This window comes from Cyanobacteria bacterium FACHB-DQ100, assembly GCA_014695195.1.
In the GTDB taxonomy this organism is placed as follows: Bacteria; Cyanobacteriota; Cyanobacteriia; order Leptolyngbyales; family Leptolyngbyaceae; genus Leptolyngbya.
In genome coordinates this window covers 27,936-44,783 of the sequence record JACJNW010000044.1, presented here as the reverse complement: position 1 = coordinate 44,783, position 16,848 = coordinate 27,936, and the positions used below count along the sequence as shown (strand labels likewise).

Annotated in this window: 16 protein-coding genes; 5 read left to right on the top strand and 11 right to left on the bottom strand. The window is 49.0% G+C overall.

Going from position 1 to position 16,848, the window contains the following annotated elements; translation table 11 throughout:
• Positions 1 to 67: 67 nt before the first annotated feature.
• The 8 genes from H6F51_25155 to H6F51_25120 form a co-directional block, all read right to left on the bottom strand.
• Positions 68 to 2,968: a PAS domain-containing protein gene (locus tag H6F51_25155; GenBank protein ID MBD1825762.1), complete on the bottom strand. Its 2,901-nt coding sequence runs from the start codon at positions 2,966 to 2,968 to the stop codon at positions 68 to 70.
• A 296-nt stretch (positions 2,969 to 3,264) separates the two neighbouring features.
• On the bottom strand, positions 3,265 to 4,278 hold the full coding sequence (locus tag H6F51_25150) for an aromatic ring-hydroxylating dioxygenase subunit alpha (GenBank protein ID MBD1825761.1): 1,014 nt from the start codon (positions 4,276 to 4,278) through the stop codon (positions 3,265 to 3,267).
• A gap of 15 nt (positions 4,279 to 4,293) precedes the next feature.
• Positions 4,294 to 5,256 (bottom strand): ABC transporter permease, encoded by a 963-nt coding sequence (locus H6F51_25145; protein MBD1825760.1) that lies wholly within the window; start codon positions 5,254 to 5,256, stop codon positions 4,294 to 4,296.
• A 5-nt stretch (positions 5,257 to 5,261) separates the two neighbouring features.
• Positions 5,262 to 6,245 carry an ABC transporter permease gene (locus H6F51_25140; GenBank protein MBD1825759.1) on the bottom strand — a complete coding sequence of 328 codons (984 nt, stop codon included), beginning with the start codon at positions 6,243 to 6,245 and terminating at the stop codon, positions 5,262 to 5,264.
• 47 nt (positions 6,246 to 6,292) lie between these two features.
• Positions 6,293 to 7,741, bottom strand: a complete 1,449-nt coding sequence (locus H6F51_25135) for an ABC transporter ATP-binding protein (GenBank protein MBD1825758.1) — start codon at positions 7,739 to 7,741, stop codon at positions 6,293 to 6,295.
• A 62-nt stretch (positions 7,742 to 7,803) separates the two neighbouring features.
• Entirely contained in the window at positions 7,804 to 8,856 is a 1,053-nt protein-coding gene (locus H6F51_25130) for a BMP family protein (protein MBD1825757.1), read from the bottom strand.
• Positions 8,857 to 8,883: 27 nt separating this feature from the next.
• Positions 8,884 to 9,609, bottom strand: coding sequence for a 4'-phosphopantetheinyl transferase superfamily protein (locus H6F51_25125; protein ID MBD1825756.1), 726 nt, complete (start codon positions 9,607 to 9,609; stop codon positions 8,884 to 8,886).
• Entirely contained in the window at positions 9,606 to 10,277 is a 672-nt protein-coding gene (locus H6F51_25120; GenBank protein ID MBD1825755.1) for a DUF2834 domain-containing protein, read from the bottom strand. Before H6F51_25120 ends, H6F51_25125 begins: the two co-directional genes overlap by 4 nt.
• Before the next feature lie 47 nt (positions 10,278 to 10,324).
• Here H6F51_25120 and H6F51_25115 point away from each other — a divergent pair, with 47 nt between their 5' ends.
• Positions 10,325 to 10,651, top strand: a complete 327-nt coding sequence (locus H6F51_25115; protein MBD1825754.1) for a divalent-cation tolerance protein CutA — start codon at positions 10,325 to 10,327, stop codon at positions 10,649 to 10,651.
• On the top strand, positions 10,648 to 11,130 hold the full coding sequence (locus tag H6F51_25110) for an N-acetyltransferase (GenBank protein MBD1825753.1): 483 nt from the start codon (positions 10,648 to 10,650) through the stop codon (positions 11,128 to 11,130). Before H6F51_25115 ends, H6F51_25110 begins: the two co-directional genes overlap by 4 nt.
• A 371-nt stretch (positions 11,131 to 11,501) precedes the next feature.
• Here the strand turns inward: H6F51_25110 and H6F51_25105 are convergent, their stop codons facing one another.
• The gene (locus H6F51_25105; GenBank protein MBD1825752.1) at positions 11,502 to 11,702 is read right to left on the bottom strand and encodes a high light inducible protein; all 201 of its coding nucleotides are present in this window, start codon (positions 11,700 to 11,702) and stop codon (positions 11,502 to 11,504) included.
• A 292-nt stretch (positions 11,703 to 11,994) separates the two neighbouring features.
• Here H6F51_25105 and H6F51_25100 point away from each other — a divergent pair, with 292 nt between their 5' ends.
• Together H6F51_25100 and H6F51_25095 are read left to right on the top strand one after the other, a co-directional pair.
• The gene (locus H6F51_25100) at positions 11,995 to 12,294 is read left to right on the top strand and encodes an RNA-binding protein (GenBank protein MBD1825751.1); all 300 of its coding nucleotides are present in this window, start codon (positions 11,995 to 11,997) and stop codon (positions 12,292 to 12,294) included.
• Between the two features lie 135 nt (positions 12,295 to 12,429).
• Positions 12,430 to 12,792 carry a pentapeptide repeat-containing protein gene (locus H6F51_25095; GenBank protein MBD1825750.1) on the top strand — a complete coding sequence of 121 codons (363 nt, stop codon included), beginning with the start codon at positions 12,430 to 12,432 and terminating at the stop codon, positions 12,790 to 12,792.
• Positions 12,793 to 12,973: 181 nt separating this feature from the next.
• Here H6F51_25095 and H6F51_25090 read toward each other — a convergent pair whose 3' ends face one another.
• Together H6F51_25090 and H6F51_25085 are read right to left on the bottom strand one after the other, a co-directional pair.
• Positions 12,974 to 13,282, bottom strand: a complete 309-nt coding sequence (locus H6F51_25090; GenBank protein MBD1825749.1) for a transposase family protein — start codon at positions 13,280 to 13,282, stop codon at positions 12,974 to 12,976.
• A gap of 55 nt (positions 13,283 to 13,337) precedes the next feature.
• Positions 13,338 to 15,011 (bottom strand): TolC family protein, encoded by a 1,674-nt coding sequence (locus H6F51_25085; GenBank protein ID MBD1825748.1) that lies wholly within the window; start codon positions 15,009 to 15,011, stop codon positions 13,338 to 13,340.
• Positions 15,012 to 15,373: 362 nt separating this feature from the next.
• On the opposite strand from H6F51_25085, the gene H6F51_25080 reads away from it, so the two are divergent.
• Positions 15,374 to 16,813 carry an NHLP bacteriocin system secretion protein gene (locus H6F51_25080; GenBank protein ID MBD1825747.1) on the top strand — a complete coding sequence of 480 codons (1,440 nt, stop codon included), beginning with the start codon at positions 15,374 to 15,376 and terminating at the stop codon, positions 16,811 to 16,813.
• Positions 16,814 to 16,848: the final 35 nt, after the last annotated feature.

The following is a 16,848-nucleotide window of genomic DNA, read 5'->3' as shown; positions in this document are numbered from 1 at the left end:
GCACAAGAGTCGCTCAGTGTAGATATACACCAAAGATAAAGCGGTCTCGTCGCCTTAAAGAAAGATTTTATGAAGCAGGATACAAGCAGGTAGTGATGGCAGTAATCAGTAAAGCTGGATCAAGCGGTTTCGAGAGATGCTGCTGAAATCCTGCCTGATGCGATTTCGCTTGATTGAGTTCTCCTGCGTAAGCAGAAAGCGCGATCGCAGGAAATTGATGCCCACGAGAGCGAATGGCTTTGAGTAGTTGATAGCCATTACAGTCGGGCATTCCAATATCACTTATCAGTAGATCAACAGTCGCTCCTTGCAGAATTTGTAGCGCCACAGTTGCCGATGCTGTACTCAAGACGATCGCGCCCGCTTGCTGCAAAATAAACTGTGCGAGCTCTCGTGCATCCGTTTCATCATCGACCAGTAAGACTCGGACTCCTGCGAGAGAGCCTGAAGTTGGTGAGTTTGGAGCGGTGAACCCTCCGGGGCACGACGCGATCGCAAACGCTGAAGCCAGCGGCAGGCAAACGGTGAAGGTTGCGCCTTGTTCTTCTCCGGGACTTGCGGCTGCGATCGTGCCGCCATGCAGTTCGACCAATTGACGAGCGATCGCCAGCCCCAAGCCTAGCCCTCCAAATCGGCGCGTGGTGGAAGAATCCGCTTGTCGAAATTGCTCAAAAACCTGTGGTAAAAATCCAGGAGCAATGCCCTTCCCGGTATCGATGACCTGGATTTGAGCCTGAGTTACGGTTGCTGTCAGTTCGACTTTGACTCGTCCGTGCGGCGGGGTAAATTTCACCGCATTGGTTAGCAGGTTCCAGACGACTTGCTGTAATCGCCCCGAATCGCCGAGAACTATACCAATCCCATCGAATGCAGTTTTGATCTGAATTGATTTGGCTTCGGCGGCGAGGCGAACGGTTTCGATCGCCGCTTCGAGCACGGTTTTTAGGTTCACGGGCTGAGCATTTAAAGTCAGTTTGCCGCGCAAAATCCGCGAGACATCGAGCAAATCATCGATCAGTTGGGTTTGCAGTTGAGCATTGCGCTCGATCGTGACGAGAGCTTGCCGGGTTCGATCTGCATCGAGTTTTCCGGTTTGCAACAGTTTGCTCCAGCCGAGAATCGGATTCAGCGGGGTTCTGAGTTCGTGAGAGAGGACAGCGAGAAATTCGTCTTTGATGCGGTTTGCGCGTTCGGCTTCTTCTCTGGCAGCTTGTTCTCTCAGTAGAAGCTGTTCGCGTTCGGCTTCGGCAGCTTTGCGATCGTCGATATCCGTATGCGTTCCCAGCATTCGCAGGGGTCGTCCATCGGCATCCCAAGCGACAATTTTGCCGAGCGATAGAATCCACTTCCAATTGCCCGATCGTGTCCGTTGGCGAAATTCAACGCGATAGTCGCTGCGTTGACCAGAGAGATAGTCTTCGTAATTTCGGCTCACGGCTTCCCAATCGTCCGGGTGCAGCCGTTCTCGCCACGCCGCATTCGTTTCGCAGAACGTTTCTAGATCGTAACCAAGCATCTGAGCATATTCGGGAGAGACGATCGTTTCTCCGGTCTGCACGTTCAGATCATACAGACCTTGATTAGCAGCCACCAGCGCCATACGTAGGCGTTCTTCACTTTCACTCAGCTTTGCTTCGGACTGCTTACGGCTGGTGATTTCCTGCACGACTGCATTGATGCCAATACTCTCACCGTTTGAATCACGCAGCAGAAACCAGCTTCCCAGCCAGACGCGCTGCTGTCCGGGTTGCGAGGGAGTTTCGCCGCTAATTTCGAGATTTAACACCGTCTCTCCGGTCGCTAAGAGCTGCTGAAAGATGGATTCTAATTGGTCGGCAATGGCAGGCACAATTTCGCGTATCGATCGACCTAAATGATCTTCCACAGACCGTCCGTCAATTTCCGCCAACTTCGGGTTGAGGCGCACAAAGCGATAGTTAAGATCTAGAACCGCCAAGCCGATCGGAGCCGTGTTGTAAATCGCTTCAATTTCGGCATATTGTTGGCTTAAAAGCAGTTCCGCTCGTTTGCGTTCCACTTCGCGGTGCTTTGCATCGCTGATGTTGCGAAAGAATAGATTGAGACCGTCGATCGAGGGATAAGCATGAATCTCTAACCACATCTCCAGGGGTTCATACAGCACCTCAAAGTGCGCCGGAGTTTGAGTTGCAACCGCTTGACGATAGTTGTGTTCGACAATAGTTCCAGCCGACCAAGACCACATTTCCCAGTGCGTCTTCCCGATCATCTCAGCCGGGGAGAGCGCATTGAGTTTTGCGGTGGCTTGATTCACATAGGTAATGCGCCAATCGTGATCGAGGGACACAAAGCAATCCGTTGTGCTTTCGAGAATGTCGATCGCTCGATTTGCAGCTTTGTTAAAGGCTTGTTCGCGCTGAAGGAGTTCCTCAGCGGTTTGTCTAACTCTTAGGTTCGCTAACGCTGCACTGATAAAGCCAGAGAGATTGGTCAAAATGCGCAGGTCTTCGAGGTCGAAATGACGATCAAGATCATGGGTAACCGTCCAAATAGTGCCAAGGACTTGCTGATCGGCAAACAAAGGAATCAACAGCACTTCAGCCAGTGGACGATCGAGATGACATAGGTCGGAGAAATAGATTTCCGGGCAGGTATACAACTGCGGTTGCCGAGTTCGGACGGTTGTGCCACAGGGACTCAAATCGACGGCGACAGTTTGAGCCTCCCAATGGCTGAGGGTTCCTGAAATCGACACCCATCGAAACATAGTGTCTTCGAGCAGGCTGATTCCAACGGCATCGGCTTGACAGAGTTCGATCGCCAGATGGGTCAGGGTTTTGAGCAGCGATCGAGCATCTCCTGCAAGTTGTTGCGCCAGGATTTGCAGTGCCCGATTTTCTGCTTGAAAATTTGGTGTTCTTGAGGAGCGCTGTGCTAGGCTCTCGGTAATGCGAACGAAGGCTTTACTGATGTCAGGCGAATGCAGCACTTAATTTATCCTGGTCTTCTCGCATCAATAATCGACGAGCGATCGCCTTTAAGGTTAGCAAATTTGATCGCTAAGGAACGGGGACTCAATAAGAGAGCGCTCATGACAAGACTAATTCGTCCTTACCCCCAAGTGAGAGAAGGAGTTAGGGGATGAGGGCAAAGATTCTAGCATGAATAAATCTGCGTTCCTAAGACGCAAGATCACATGTATTTCCCATAGCGCGATTCTCCGTATTTGACTATCTATCGAAAAGGGCATTACTGTCTTGTATCTGTGGATAGATTTAACTCAAATTAGCGCACGGTTCCATAAGTGACACCGCTCTGTTTCAACCACTTGCGGTACGCCAAAGAAGCACGATCGCTCGGCAGATGAAATTCCATCTGCGGATCAAGCGGGAGCCGCTTTGGGTTGTGGGATTCCAGGTTCGCGACATCTTGCAAGATTACAGTGTCTTGAAATGCCACAAGGTCTGCTTCTGGAATGTGATGAGCATAGTTCAAAGCGCCCCACATCCATCCGACACACTCTTCTTCGGAAATCGGAGCGACACAGTAAAGCAGCACCATTGTTTGCCCACTCGCTCTTTCTTTCTTCAGAGCAACCATTAACGGTCGAAGCGTCCAATAGTCGTAGGTCGCAATCCCGTCTTTGCCTGTGCCATCGGGATCAGGTTGCCAGATTTGAATGTTTCTCATGTAAATGCCGGTGTCGATCGTCTGAACTTCGTAGTCTTCGATCACAGGCTGTTCGGGCACACCTAAGATCCCCGCATGAACAAACGGCAAATGTGCCACATCCAGAAAGTTTTCGATCGCTCTTAATCCACTACAGCGAAATCGGTGTCCGCCGCTTAGATAAGTGCGATAGTCTGGATCATCCCATTCTGCAAAAGGGACAACATCGGCAGGCGGATCGCCCAATGAAACAAAAATTACGCCATATCGCTCCAGTACCGGGAAGGTTGTGGTGCAGGCTTGCTTGGGCGGGGGATAGTTCGGATGCGCTGGAACTTTGACACATTGCCCTTGAGCATCAAAGGCGAGTCCATGATAAGGACATACTAAAGTATCTGCTTCGACCGTTCCGGGAGAGAGCTTAACGCTGCGATGGGGACAACGATCGAGCCATGCCACGACCCCAGTATTTTCACCGCGCCATAGTACCAAGTCCGTCTCAAACAGTTGCACCGATCGCGCTGTTCCGGGCTGAATTTCGCTCGATCGCGCGACGGGATACCATTCATCTAGCAACACCGACTCAATCGAGCGATTGTTCTTTTGAGGTGCAGCGATCAATCCAACCATTTGAGCTTCTCCAGCTTACCGTTTACCTTTAAAGTACGGGACACCTAACGCAGCAGGCGTATCGCTGCGAACAGTTCCGCGTAACAAGACGAGCAGCGTCAACACATACGGTAGCATCAATAGAAATTCATAGGGAAGATCCCTTAACCCGAATGCCTGAATTCGATATTGCAGCGCATCGGCAACCCCGAACAACACCGCCCCGACTAATCCCCAAATCGGTTGCCAGCGCGAGAAAAAGACGAGCGCGATCGCAATCCAGCCCCGCCCCGCAATGATGCCTTCGGTAAAGATATTGAGCTGCACCACCGTCAGCACAGCTCCCCCGAACCCGGCAAAGGCTGACCCAACCATCACCGCAAGAGTACGAATGCGATTGACGTTCAATCCAGAGGTTTCTGCGGCTGCGGGATTTTCTCCCACTGCACGTAACGCCAGTCCCCAATTGGTGCGAAAGAGAAAAACCGAGCAGAGAATCACTAAGATCACCGTGAGATAGACGATCGCGTTGTGATTAAACAGAATATCTCCGATCACTGGAATCTTTGAGAGTCCCGGAATTGCCCAAGCTTCTAAGCCTTTCACCCGCGTCCCAGATAGAGCGCTAAATTTGCGAAATACAAATGAAGTTAAGCCTTGTCCAAGCAATACGAGTGTTACCCCTGTCACCACTTGATCCGTCTTAAATCGAACCGCTAAAACCGCCATCAGCAACCCCATGATTGCTCCTCCAGATAGCCCTGCGAACAATCCAAACCAGTCCGCGCCGCTAATCCCGGCTTGCTCTAATTGATAGGCAACAATGAATCCCGATAATCCTCCGACCAGCATCACACCTTCGAGTCCGAGATTCATCACGCCCGATCGCTCTGAGATAATTTCTCCAAGCACCGCTAACAATACAGGCACTGCTAATCGAATGCCTGCGGTCAGCAAACCGACGACAAAACTCCAGGTTAAAATCTGTTCCCACGGCATTGCTCTTACTCCGATTCAGATTGTCGCGAAATAGCATGACCCGCCAGCACAAACAGCACCACTAATGCTTGAATCACTTCTGCCACCGAAGCGGGAATTTGCAATACAACATTGAGCGACTGTGCCCCAACCATTAATGCTGAAAATAACACCGCAGCAATCAAAACGCCGATCGGGTGCAGTTGACCCAACAATGCAACGAGAATGCCACTAAATCCATAGCTATCTGAAATATCTCCTTTTAGCCGCGTGTAGGTGTAGCTCACTTCGAGGATGCCTGCCAGTCCTGAGAGCGCGCCACTCAGTAACAATGCTGTGAGAATGCTACGATCGACCTTCATTCCCGCGCAACGTGCCACACTTAGGCGTGATCCGACTGCCCGAAGCTGAAACCCAAGCGGAGTCCGCCACAGCAGCAGGTAAACCCCACCCACCAGCAACACCGCCAGAACCATTCCCAAATGCAATCGGGTTCCAAACAAGGTTGGAATCTGAGCTGCAACACTAAACTGAGCCGATTCGGGCAAAAATCCATCCGGTTGCTGTAAAGGAACCCGCGCTGCATATTGCACCAGCAGAATTCCGACATAGTTCAGCATTAAGGTGCAAATAATCAAATTCATGCCGCGCTTTAGGTGTAGGAGTCCGGCGATCGCGCTCCAAATCACACCACCCAGCATTCCAGCCATTAGCATCAATGGAATTAGAATAACAGCATTCAAGCCCGGCAATTTCAGGGCAACAATGCTTCCCAACAATGCCCCAATGTAATACTGTCCTTCTGCACCAATGTTCCACACGCGACAGCGAAACGCGATCGTCATTCCCAACCCAATGATTAACAGTGGCGTTGCTTTTAACAATGTTTCAGTGAGCTGCCGAAAGCCACCAAATGCACCCGCAAGCATAACCCCGTAGGCTTGGAGCGGATTCGCACCGCTTAATTGAATCAACACAGCGCCCAGTAACAGTGCAATCAATCCACCCATCCAAGGAGCAAAGGCTCTCAGTTGAACTGATCGGGAAAGCGTGAGATTCAAGCGTGGTTCCTCCCTGCCATTAATAGTCCAAGTCGATCGAGATTTGCTTGTGCAACATCCAGAACTTCGACAATTTTGCCTTCGTACAGCACGGCAATCCGATCGCTTAATCGCATAACTTCATCAAGCTCAGTCGAGATCAATAAAACAGCCGTTCCTGCATCACGCCGGGCGATCAATTGACTATGTACAAATTCCGTTGCACCAATGTCCAATCCGCGTGTGGGTTGTGCTGCTAATAGCACTTGATGATCGCGAGATAGTTCTCTTGCAAACACTACTTTTTGGGCATTGCCGCCGGACAATTTTCCAGCAGGAACATTCGGAGAAGGGGTACGAATGAGAAACCGTTGAATGAGGTCGATCGCATTCTTAAAGATCAACTGTGGGCGGAGTAAACCTTTCCAGCTAAACGGCGGATGCTGGATATCTTTAAGAACGAAGTTTTCTGCGATCGAAAACTCGGTTAACAATCCCATCGAATAGCGATCCGAGGGAATGTGAGCTAACTTGCCGTCTAACTTAATTTCACCTTGTACCGTTCGTAAGCCGACGATCGCTTCTTCTAGTTCTCGTTGTCCGTTCCCATCCACACCAGCAATCCCCAAGATCTCACCTGCATGAACTGTTAGATTGATGCCTCGCAATGCTGGAAGACTTCGATCGCCCATCACCCAAACATCTTTTAGCGTTAATGCTGGTGTGGTTGCTTTGGACGACCTTTGTGACTTACGTGATAAATCAACCTCGCGTCCGACCATCATTTGCGCTAACGCTTTTTCTGTACAGTCCTTGATCACAACAGTTCCAACAGTCTGCCCATCGCGCAGAACCGTGACTCGATCGCACAGGGACATCACTTCCTTGAGCTTGTGTGAGATAAAAATAATCGTAGTTCCTTGAGCAGAGAGCGATCGTAATGTTGCACTCAAATCTTCGGCTTCTTGTGGAGTCAACACTGCGGTTGGCTCATCCAAGATCAGAATTCGAGCATTGTGATAAAGCGCTTTGAGAATTTCGATGCGCTGTTGTTCCCCCACGGACAACTGCCACACTTTCGCCGCCGGATCAAGCTTCAAGCCATACTGAGCCGCTAAACCTTGAATTCTGGTGTGAAGGCGTTGAGGTGGTTCTCGCATTAGCGATCGAGTCGTTCCCAAGACAATGTTCTCAGCCACAGTAAACGACTCAACCAGCATAAAGTGTTGATGCACCATGCCAATTCCAGCACGAATCGCAGCTTTGGGAGAGCGAAACTGCACCGACTGACCAAACAATCGAATTTCTCCCAGATCTGGCGTGTAGAGTCCACAGAGAATGTTCATCAATGTAGTTTTACCCGCACCGTTTTCACCCAAGAGCGCGTGAATCTCACCTGCTCTTACCGTAAAGTCGATCGCTTGGTTCGCGATCGTTCCCGGAAATCGCTTAGTGATGCCGCGCATCTCGATTGCGATCGCGTCTGATTTGGAAGTCATAGTCTGCACCTTAGAACAACAGTTACCGTCTATTTCTTCGGCACAAATGGAACTTTCAGCTCATTAGACGCAATCTTGGCGCGAGCCGCTTCTAACGCCTTGAGTTGATCAGCCGGCACTTTATCTTTCACGGCTGGATTCACTTCAACGCTGACCACATTGTCAGCAACGCCCATTTTGTAATACTGGTTGGCAAACTTCTTCGCTTTGGTGTCTTCGAGCATCCGGCTGAACAGTGGCTCTAAGTTCCAAATCAAATTCGTTGCAACGACTTTTTCGCCCATTGAAGACATATCGCCGACGTAGCTTGTGACATAGCCCCCCTTTTGTTTTGCGGCTTCGATTTGCCCGATCGTCGGCCCTTGTCCACAGCCGATCCAATAATCTACCCCAGTTTCTGCCTGTGATAATGCGGCTTCTTTGGCTTTTGCCACATCGTACCAATCTCCCACTGCAGCACTGGTCAATGTCACATCCGGACGAACGGTTTTTGCCCCCGCTAACATCGCTTCACCCATGGCATGACACACGGGAATATCAAACCCAGAAAGCGCTCCCAGCTTCCCGGTCTTGCTGAGTTTTGCTGCCACGATGCCCACTAAGTAAGCGCCTTGATAAAATGGCTGGTCATAGTCTGCAACATTAGTCGCAGTTTTGTTAATCCCACCTGCCCAAGCAAAGTTCACATTCGGAAACTCTTTTGCCACCTTAAAGACAGCATCGCCATAGTTAAAAGAATGCGCGACGATCGTCGTAAATCCCGCTTCTGCATATTGCCTTAGCACTCGTTCGACATCCGAGTTAGAGACTGACTCCGACACTGCCACTTCGACTCCTTTGGCTTTGAGTGCTTGGGTAGCTTCAAAGGCTTTTTGGTTCCAGGATTTGTCTGTTGGCGGAGCGCTCAAAATTAAAGCAAACTTTGCAGGTTTGTTCTCGTTTGTTGCGGCGACCGGGGAAGCAGGGCTAGAAGTCGTGGTCGAAGTTTGAGGCGCGGTCGAGCAAGCCGTTAACCAAACAGGCACAGAAAGTAAGAAGCAAAGCGCCGAGTGTTTCAGCGATCGTTGAGCAGATAAAGTCATAATCCGGGCTAGAGAAAGAATGCCCCATTATTCCCTGTAATCCTGAATTCGTAAAGCGTGTAAATCTGTTGAACTCGCTTCAATGTGAAAGTAGCGCAGGTCTAACTGAGAACAATTTTGCTCAATCACGATCGCGCCTGCAAATTGATCACTGATTGTAATGGGATGCAGTTGCCATTGTTGCGATCGAGCTTCAGGCGGAATGCTTCTTAGCTGAAAGCGATCAATTTCTATCTCTTTCAGCCCTGAAAGCCCGATGCCTGTTGCTTTGAGAAACGCTTCTTTGCACGTCCAATACTGAAAAAATAAATCAGGCTGTGTCTGAACTGCTTCGGCTTCTGAGGGTAGAAAAAACCGTTGCGCTAATCTCTCAACCTGATCGATCACTCGAATCTGTTCAATATCAATGCCAACTGCACGATCGTAAGTGACAGCATGAAGCGCTAAATGCTGTGAATGTGCCAGATTAAACTGAAGGGTTGAATGCTTGAGAAACGGCTTTCCGTGGGCGCCATAGTCAAATTCTAAAGTTGCGGGATCAGTGTTGAGATAGCAACCGAGGAGCGATCGCAGAAATCCCCGCCCTGCAATAAATCGCTGTCGATGCTGCTCGAACTTAAAGCGATCGGCTCTCGATCGTTCACCGATCGAGAGCATCTCAAATGAGGGTGAGATCGCATCTAAGTTCGTCAGCCAGATGTGAACCTCTGAATCGCCCAGCCTCAATTCGTCCGGTGGAGTTTGCCAGTTCATGCCGGGACTTTTTCAGGGGACACAGAAGTGGATGGTTCGATCGTCGGTGGACGCAGTACCAAATACATCAACGCTCCAAAGAACGGCAGAAATGACAGAATCCTAAACGCTTGGGAATTTTCTAAACCCCGTCGTTTAATGTCATCTTGCAATAACACGGGAAATAGTCCACACAATAAACAAAAATCTAAACTCATCACATGAATGAATCGATCGGTTTGCCACTGCTGCACAAAATTACTCCAATCGCCATTTGTCACACCATAGAGAAATAATCCAATCGCACCCAGCGCGATCGCGCCGCCTGTAATCCGCGAATCCATCAGCTTCAGAAACCAGTTCTTCTGTCCGGTAAACGTCGGATTGGATTTGCGAAAGATCAGATATGGCAACAGCGAAAACGCACCCACTCCAAAGGATGCTGCTGTAAACAGCCACGCTGGAATCTTTTGCGATCGACCGTCTAAAAACGTAATGCAAGCATACGCCAATGGCAAAAAGCCCATGATATTAAACAGCGCGACGATCAAGGGATTAATTCCCGCGACATTCGCCATTGAAAGATTTTTGATCAACTCAAACGTATCCGGCTGATTGGGAGGCGCAAGCGTAAACGCATACCCAACAAACCCCACCCAAATTAGCGCTAACAGAATTTTCCCACTCATCCCGACTCACCTAAACTGAAAACAAGCATATTTATTGTAGAGAACTCATGGCAGAAGCAACGTATGGAGTCGTATTCGTCACGGCTGCATCGAAATCCGAAGCAGAAACCCTCGCCCGATCGCTCGTTTCGGCAAAGTTAGCAGCCTGTGTCACACTTTTCCCGGTGCAATCGATTTACACTTGGCAAGACGAACTCGAACACGCAGAAGAATGGCAACTAATGATCAAAGCGGATCTCGATCGCTTCGCTGCGCTCGAAGCCAAAATTCGTGAACTTCACTCCTACGAAATACCCGAAATTATTGCCCTTCCGATTGTGGCAGGTTCGCATCCTTATCTTCAGTGGATTTCTCAGCAGGTTACGTCCCGATGATCCGAAATGCCGTTGAGTCTGATTTAAGCGCGATCGTGACAATCTACAATCACGCGATCGCCGCTCATACGATCACCGCCGACATTGAACCTGTAACCGTGGAAAGTCGCTTGGATTGGTTTCATAGCTATTCGAGCCGATATCCACTCTGGGTACTAGAGCGAGACAATGCGATCGCGGGATGGCTTGGACTCAAAATGTACTATGGTAGAGCCGCTTATCAATCGACCGCTGAGTTTAGCTTGTATGTTGCACCCGAATTTCAGCGTCAGAGAGTCGGACAAACGTTACTCAGTTATGCGATCGGGCAGGCTCCAAAGCTAGAGATCAACACCTTGATTGCAGTGGTGTTTGCTGAGAATCAACCGAGTGTAACTTTGCTGAAAAAATTCGGTTTTGAGCAATGGGGATATTTGCCGCAGGTGGCGCGATCGTGGGGTATGGATCACGATGTCATTCTCTTAGGGCTGAAAGTTTAACTCGTTGTTTAGAAACGTAGGATTACTGTGAGCGATCGCAGGAGATTTTGACACAAACTAGGGCGTTATTGTTTCCTCGAACTGTCCTGACCACAGTATCAGTTCCAATCCTACGGCTTCGAGCCAAACGAATTGTTCAACTTCGCAGATTCCAGCCGATGGAGCCGATTCTTGAGAACGTTCGACCGAGTTCGACCATACCCGAAGTTGCGTTCATTTCGGATTGAATTTGGCGCTGCCTTTGCTGGAGAAGACTTAAAACTTCAAAGCCCCCGAACTAGAGCGGCGAATCGCTTCAAATTTGGGGGCTAGATTATTTAATGCTTACTCCTGAGTCAACAGTTTGCAGCTCAGAGAAAGCATTCTCAAATCTACTTAATCAAGTGCAAAACGTTTCGCAGAACACTAAAGCCCGCTAAGTCCCACAATAAGTAAGCAGCAAATCCAATCATTGCTAGCCGACCGTTCCAGAGTTCTGCTTGAGGATTAAAGCCGAAAAGAAAAGCATTGCGATCGACACCATTGTATTCTGTGGCAACAGGAGGTAAGTTAGTCGCTTTGTTCGATTGCATTGTTACACTTCTTAATAAACTTCTACCCCTCATCATATAAGCGGAGTTCAGATCGGCTCTATACCTTTAGAAGTGTCTCTAGCGGTTTCGATTAAAGGCGCGATCAGCAACAATTGACTGACAATCCCCAATTTGTCGTTTCTCTATTGCTCTATACGATCGTCGCACTCTTTGAAGCTGTGTTAGGCTGGAGACTAAAGCGATATTTTCGGCTATGTAATGCCTTATTATGTAAATATAAGTGTTGCTCCGAACCTAAATCTCTCTACATTGTGATTCTGGAGCCATTTTTATGTCTATCTATGTTGGTAATCTTTCTTACGAAGTGATGCAAGACAGTCTCAGCGAAGTCTTTGCAGAATATGGAACAGTCAAGCGGGTTCAGTTACCGACCGATCGGGAGACGGGACGAGTTCGGGGCTTTGCATTTGTCGAAATGGCAACTGAAGCAGAAGAAGAGGCTGCGATCGGTGCGCTCGATGGAGCCGAGTGGATGGGGCGCGATTTGACCGTCAATAAGGCGAAGCCACGTGAGGAGAAAGGTTCTTCAGGGGGAAGTTGGGATCGCAGAGGTGGCTCTTCTCGACGTTAGTTCTCAACGGGTTTTAAGTGCAACTCTATATTTATAAGCAGCTCTTGTAAATATATAGAGTTTGCCTTGTTTGCGATCGCTGATCCTGCTTTTCGATTCAGCGATCTATTGTTCTTTACTTAGGCTAAAACACAAATGAATACCAAAGAAATTCTGAGCCGATATGCTGCGGGACAACGGGACTTCCGAAATCTGAATTTAATGGCAGTCAACTTCAGAAATGTAAACCTTATGGGTATCAATCTAAGTGGTGCGAACTTAACAAAGGCAAATCTAACTCGAACTAACTTAAGTTGCGCCAATCTTACAGGTGCAATTCTGACTGGGGCAACATTAACTGAAGCGAACCTCACTAGAGCAAATCTTACTGAGGCGAATTTAAGCGATACCAGCTTAAGTGAAGCTACTCTGAACCAGACCTATCTCAGAGGTGCAATTCTACCTACCGGAGTTAGTGTCAGTACGCTCTCGAAGCATCTGAGAGTGCCACGGGTGTGACATATCCTACTAGCTTGCCTACCCGGACGCTGAATTGGAGAGTACAGCGTCCGGGTAGGCAAGCGTTCGGCTACTCGTTTCATCGGCTGGGCAGCCCCTATCGCCTCCACGAGCGTTATTTAGACTCCGCGTGATGCCCCACCGCAGGGTGATAATTGTTTGATGCAGCATCGCCTTTCAGCTATCCGTCTCGCGCTACTCCGCCCAATTGGATGGGTCTCGTACTCTTGGGGAATGCACTCGTCAGCGACGCATATGAAACACGCTCAACTGCTTTGCAAATCGCCGAGTACGAGGGCAAGCGAGCATAAGACAGTTCCAGCAATTTCAGCAATGCTTTTTGACGCCGTGTCACAAATTCTTCTAACGCTCGATAGCTCGTACAGCCACTCAGCATGCCCATCACGACCCGCAATCGGATCACCCATAGCTCATACTGAGAATGAGTGCGGAAGTCGCGCACTTGATTGAGATGCTCAATCAGGCTCACGGGCTATTCACGGCAGGAACAACGCTTTCATTCTGCTTTTTCTTTCTCCAATAAACTAGCCCTGCTCATTCGGGCTACTTTCTACCCAACTCACGGCTCGCTTCAGTGCAGCTAGCGCTCGATTATATCCCAGAGTCGCCTGAACTAAATTGCCTTCTGCCTGGGTCAATCGACTTTCTGCATCTAGCACATCATTTTGAAGTCCAACCCCGGCTCCAAACCGGACCCTAGCTGCACGTAACGCTTCTTTGGCTCGATTCAGGGAAGCAGTCGCAGTCTGAACATTCTTCAGGTTCGACTGTAAGTTAAAGTAGCTTTGCTCCACATCCAACCGGATTTGCTGCCCAGTTTCCGCGAATCGGGTTTCTGCGATCGCAATGTTTTCCGTTTCTTGCGCTGCTCTAGCTCTGGCTGCACCTCCATCGTATAACTTCCATTGGACGCGCATTCCGACGCTATAGCCATCTCCCCAGCCTCGGCTAACTGCCTCCCCTGGCGCATCATTGCCTAATGCCAATACGTTATAGTTTGCGAACACCCCCACTAGCGGACGGAGTGCTGCCTCTGCTGCCTTGCGTTGATTGATACTAATATTGCGTTGTGCGAGTTGCTGCTGCAATTCGACCCGCTTTTTCAGAGCTTGAACAATACTTTCCTCTAATGATAGTGTCCAAGGTTCAGCCAGTTTGACCGGCTCTGCGGCGGTTACAGTAATCGTTGCTGAACTGTTGAGCAACCGAGAAAGCCGTCTACGGCTCACCTGCTGCTGTGTTTGTGCCACGACGAGTTGCTGTGAGGCATTATCTAATTGAACTTGTGTGTTTAAAACATCCAAGCGGGTTGCTAATCCATTTTTCGACAGCGCTTCTGTGTTGTCCAAACTGCGTGTTGCTTCGGTAACGGCTGCGGTCTCAATCCGAACTTGCTCGTTGGCAGATTGCACATCATAGTAAGCATTGGTGATATCTAGTTGCAGTTGTTCCAGAATGCGTTCTACTTCCAATTGATTTTGTCGAACCTGTTCTGCAAACACTTGAATTAATGCGGGTCTTTGTCCGCCCGTGTAGAGTGCGTACTCAAGTAGAAAAGAACCATTGAAGCTGGTGGTGCCATAGTTCTTGAGCGCGTCGAGCGAAGCTTGTCCTTGGGCAAGTTGGGCTTGCGTCTGCAAGAGGCTATTCCGTTGTAAGAAAGCACTTAATGGATCAGTTGGTGACGGAGATGCAAGTAGACCACGGAGCGCTGCTTCTCCTTGAGTAATCTGTTGACGGGTTTGACGCTCCGTTGCTTGGACTGCAATATCACCGCTTGCAGACAGATCACGACTGAGACTGGCTTGAAAGCTGAAGGTTGGATAGAGCGCGGCTTCTGCTTCGCGCAATGCTGCCTGCGATCGCCGCAGTTGTGCCTGAGCAACCTGCAAAGTAAGACTGTTGCGCTGAGCGGTTTCGATCGCTTGCTTCAGGGTAATCGCAACTGTTTTTTGTACTTCAACTTGATTGGTCTCAGTAGGAAGCTGAAGCCGATTTGGATTGGGCGTTAGATCGGCGGCAGACGGAGTTGCGGGAGCTTCAACCACCGAAGTTTTAGGTTGAACACTGGGTTGTAATGTGGGAAGCGGTGCTGATGGAACTGGAGGCGGGGATTGAGCCTGAACTGGGTAGATGCCAAATTGCAGCGCGATCGCAGCATTCAGTCCTGCAATAATACCGAAATTTAAACATTTCATCTGTTTCTTATTTCCAGCACAAGTAAATACTCTGTACTCCTAGAATTAGGACTCAGAAGCAAATCAGTTCGCTTGCTAACAGCGTTTGCAAAGTTGCAGAGTTCAGTTTACTCTGATTTCTGAATTTAGATACTCAATTTAATCAGTAAAGTTTTAGCAAAATCTACGTAATACCTAAGTAGTTTCACTAATTATCTCAATAAAAATCCGTGAATTCTCTGTTTATCCCTAAAGAGGATTGCCATCTAATCTTAGGTGTCATTCGCAGTTTATTAGAGAACATCGGCTTATCGATACGATCAGAACTTGTTGAATTGATCCGCAAGAGGAAGTTAAGTCATTAGTGAATTGAAGCTCTTTGTATGTTTAATCCCAATCGAAATGTTTTTCGTAAGGAATCACTAGAGCGGCTGTCTTCGCCGGAACGATTGGATCAATTGATGCAAGTCGTTCGCCCGAAAACCTGGATACCGCTTGCAGCATTAGGCGGATTGTTAACCATTGGGCTAGGCTGGAGCATTTTTGGGCGAATTCCGATGACCGTTGCAGGACAAGGAGTGCTAATCTATCCTCGTCGAGTGACCTCGCTACAATCTCCGAGCGCTGGGCAACTGCAAAATCTTAGGATCAAAGTTGGAGATGTGGTGAAAAAAGGAGATGTGATTGCCACGATCGACCAACCCGAACTAAAAAAACAGCTTCAGCAACAACAAGCCAAACTCACCGAACTCTTAGCTCAGGGTGAAGACGCAAATCAGTTGCAACAGCAGCGAATTGCGAGTGAAACCACTTCGATCGAGCAGCAACGGCGCAACCTAACTCAGCGCATTGCGAATGCAGAAGAACTAACTCCAGTGCTGAAAGATAAAGGACTGACTTCGCTGGAGGTACAACGACAGAATTTGCAGCAGCGTCTTAGGGATGCTCAAGCGCTTAAACCTGTACTCAAAGAACGATTAGACAATCGACGACAACTATACAAAGATCAATATGTCACCGAAGATCTGGTTCTGCAAGCCGAGCAACAGTATCTCGATCAAAATGCTCAGATTGCGAACATTCAAGCACAGCTTAAAGAACTCGATACTCGTGAAGCTGAGGCACAGCGATCGTATCTAGAGAACCTCAGCTTGATTGCGGAGTTGCGATCGCAGCTTCGTGAGCTTGACTCAAGACAAACTTCAGTCGCACAACAGACCTTTGAAGCGAACTTAAGTCGTAAAAATCAGATCAACGAACTGCAACGAGCGATCGCGCAACTCACTCTGCAACTGAAGAACCAAAGTCAGATTGTTAGTCCTTACAGTGGTCGAGTGCTGGAAGTTTCAGCAGTCGATGGTCAGCTTGTCTCAATGGGACTGCGGGTGGGCGTGATTGCTGCCGAGAATGAGTCTGGCTCACTCGAAGGCATTACTTACTTCAGCATTGGAGACGGTAAAAAAGTCAAACCCGGAATGCAAATCCAAATCACACCGCAAACGGTAAAGCGTGAGCGGTTTGGCGGCATTATTGCCAAGGTTAAAAGTGTATCGCCGTTTCCAGTGACCCAAGCTGGGGCAGTGGCGCTACTGGGAAATGAAGAACTGGTAAAAGGATTGTCTGCTCAAGGACCGATGCTTGAAATCACAGCAGAACTACAGCCCGGTGCTGGAAATTTTAGCGGCTATGAATGGTCTTCATCGAAAGGACCAGACCTAAAAATCACGCCAGGAACAACAACGATCGCCCGTGTGGTGGTGGAAGAACGTGCGCCGATTACATTTTTGCTCCCGATTTTGAGGTCGTACACTGGTGTTTATTAAGCTCAAGCTCCCCCAATCTTCCCAATCCTCAAGCC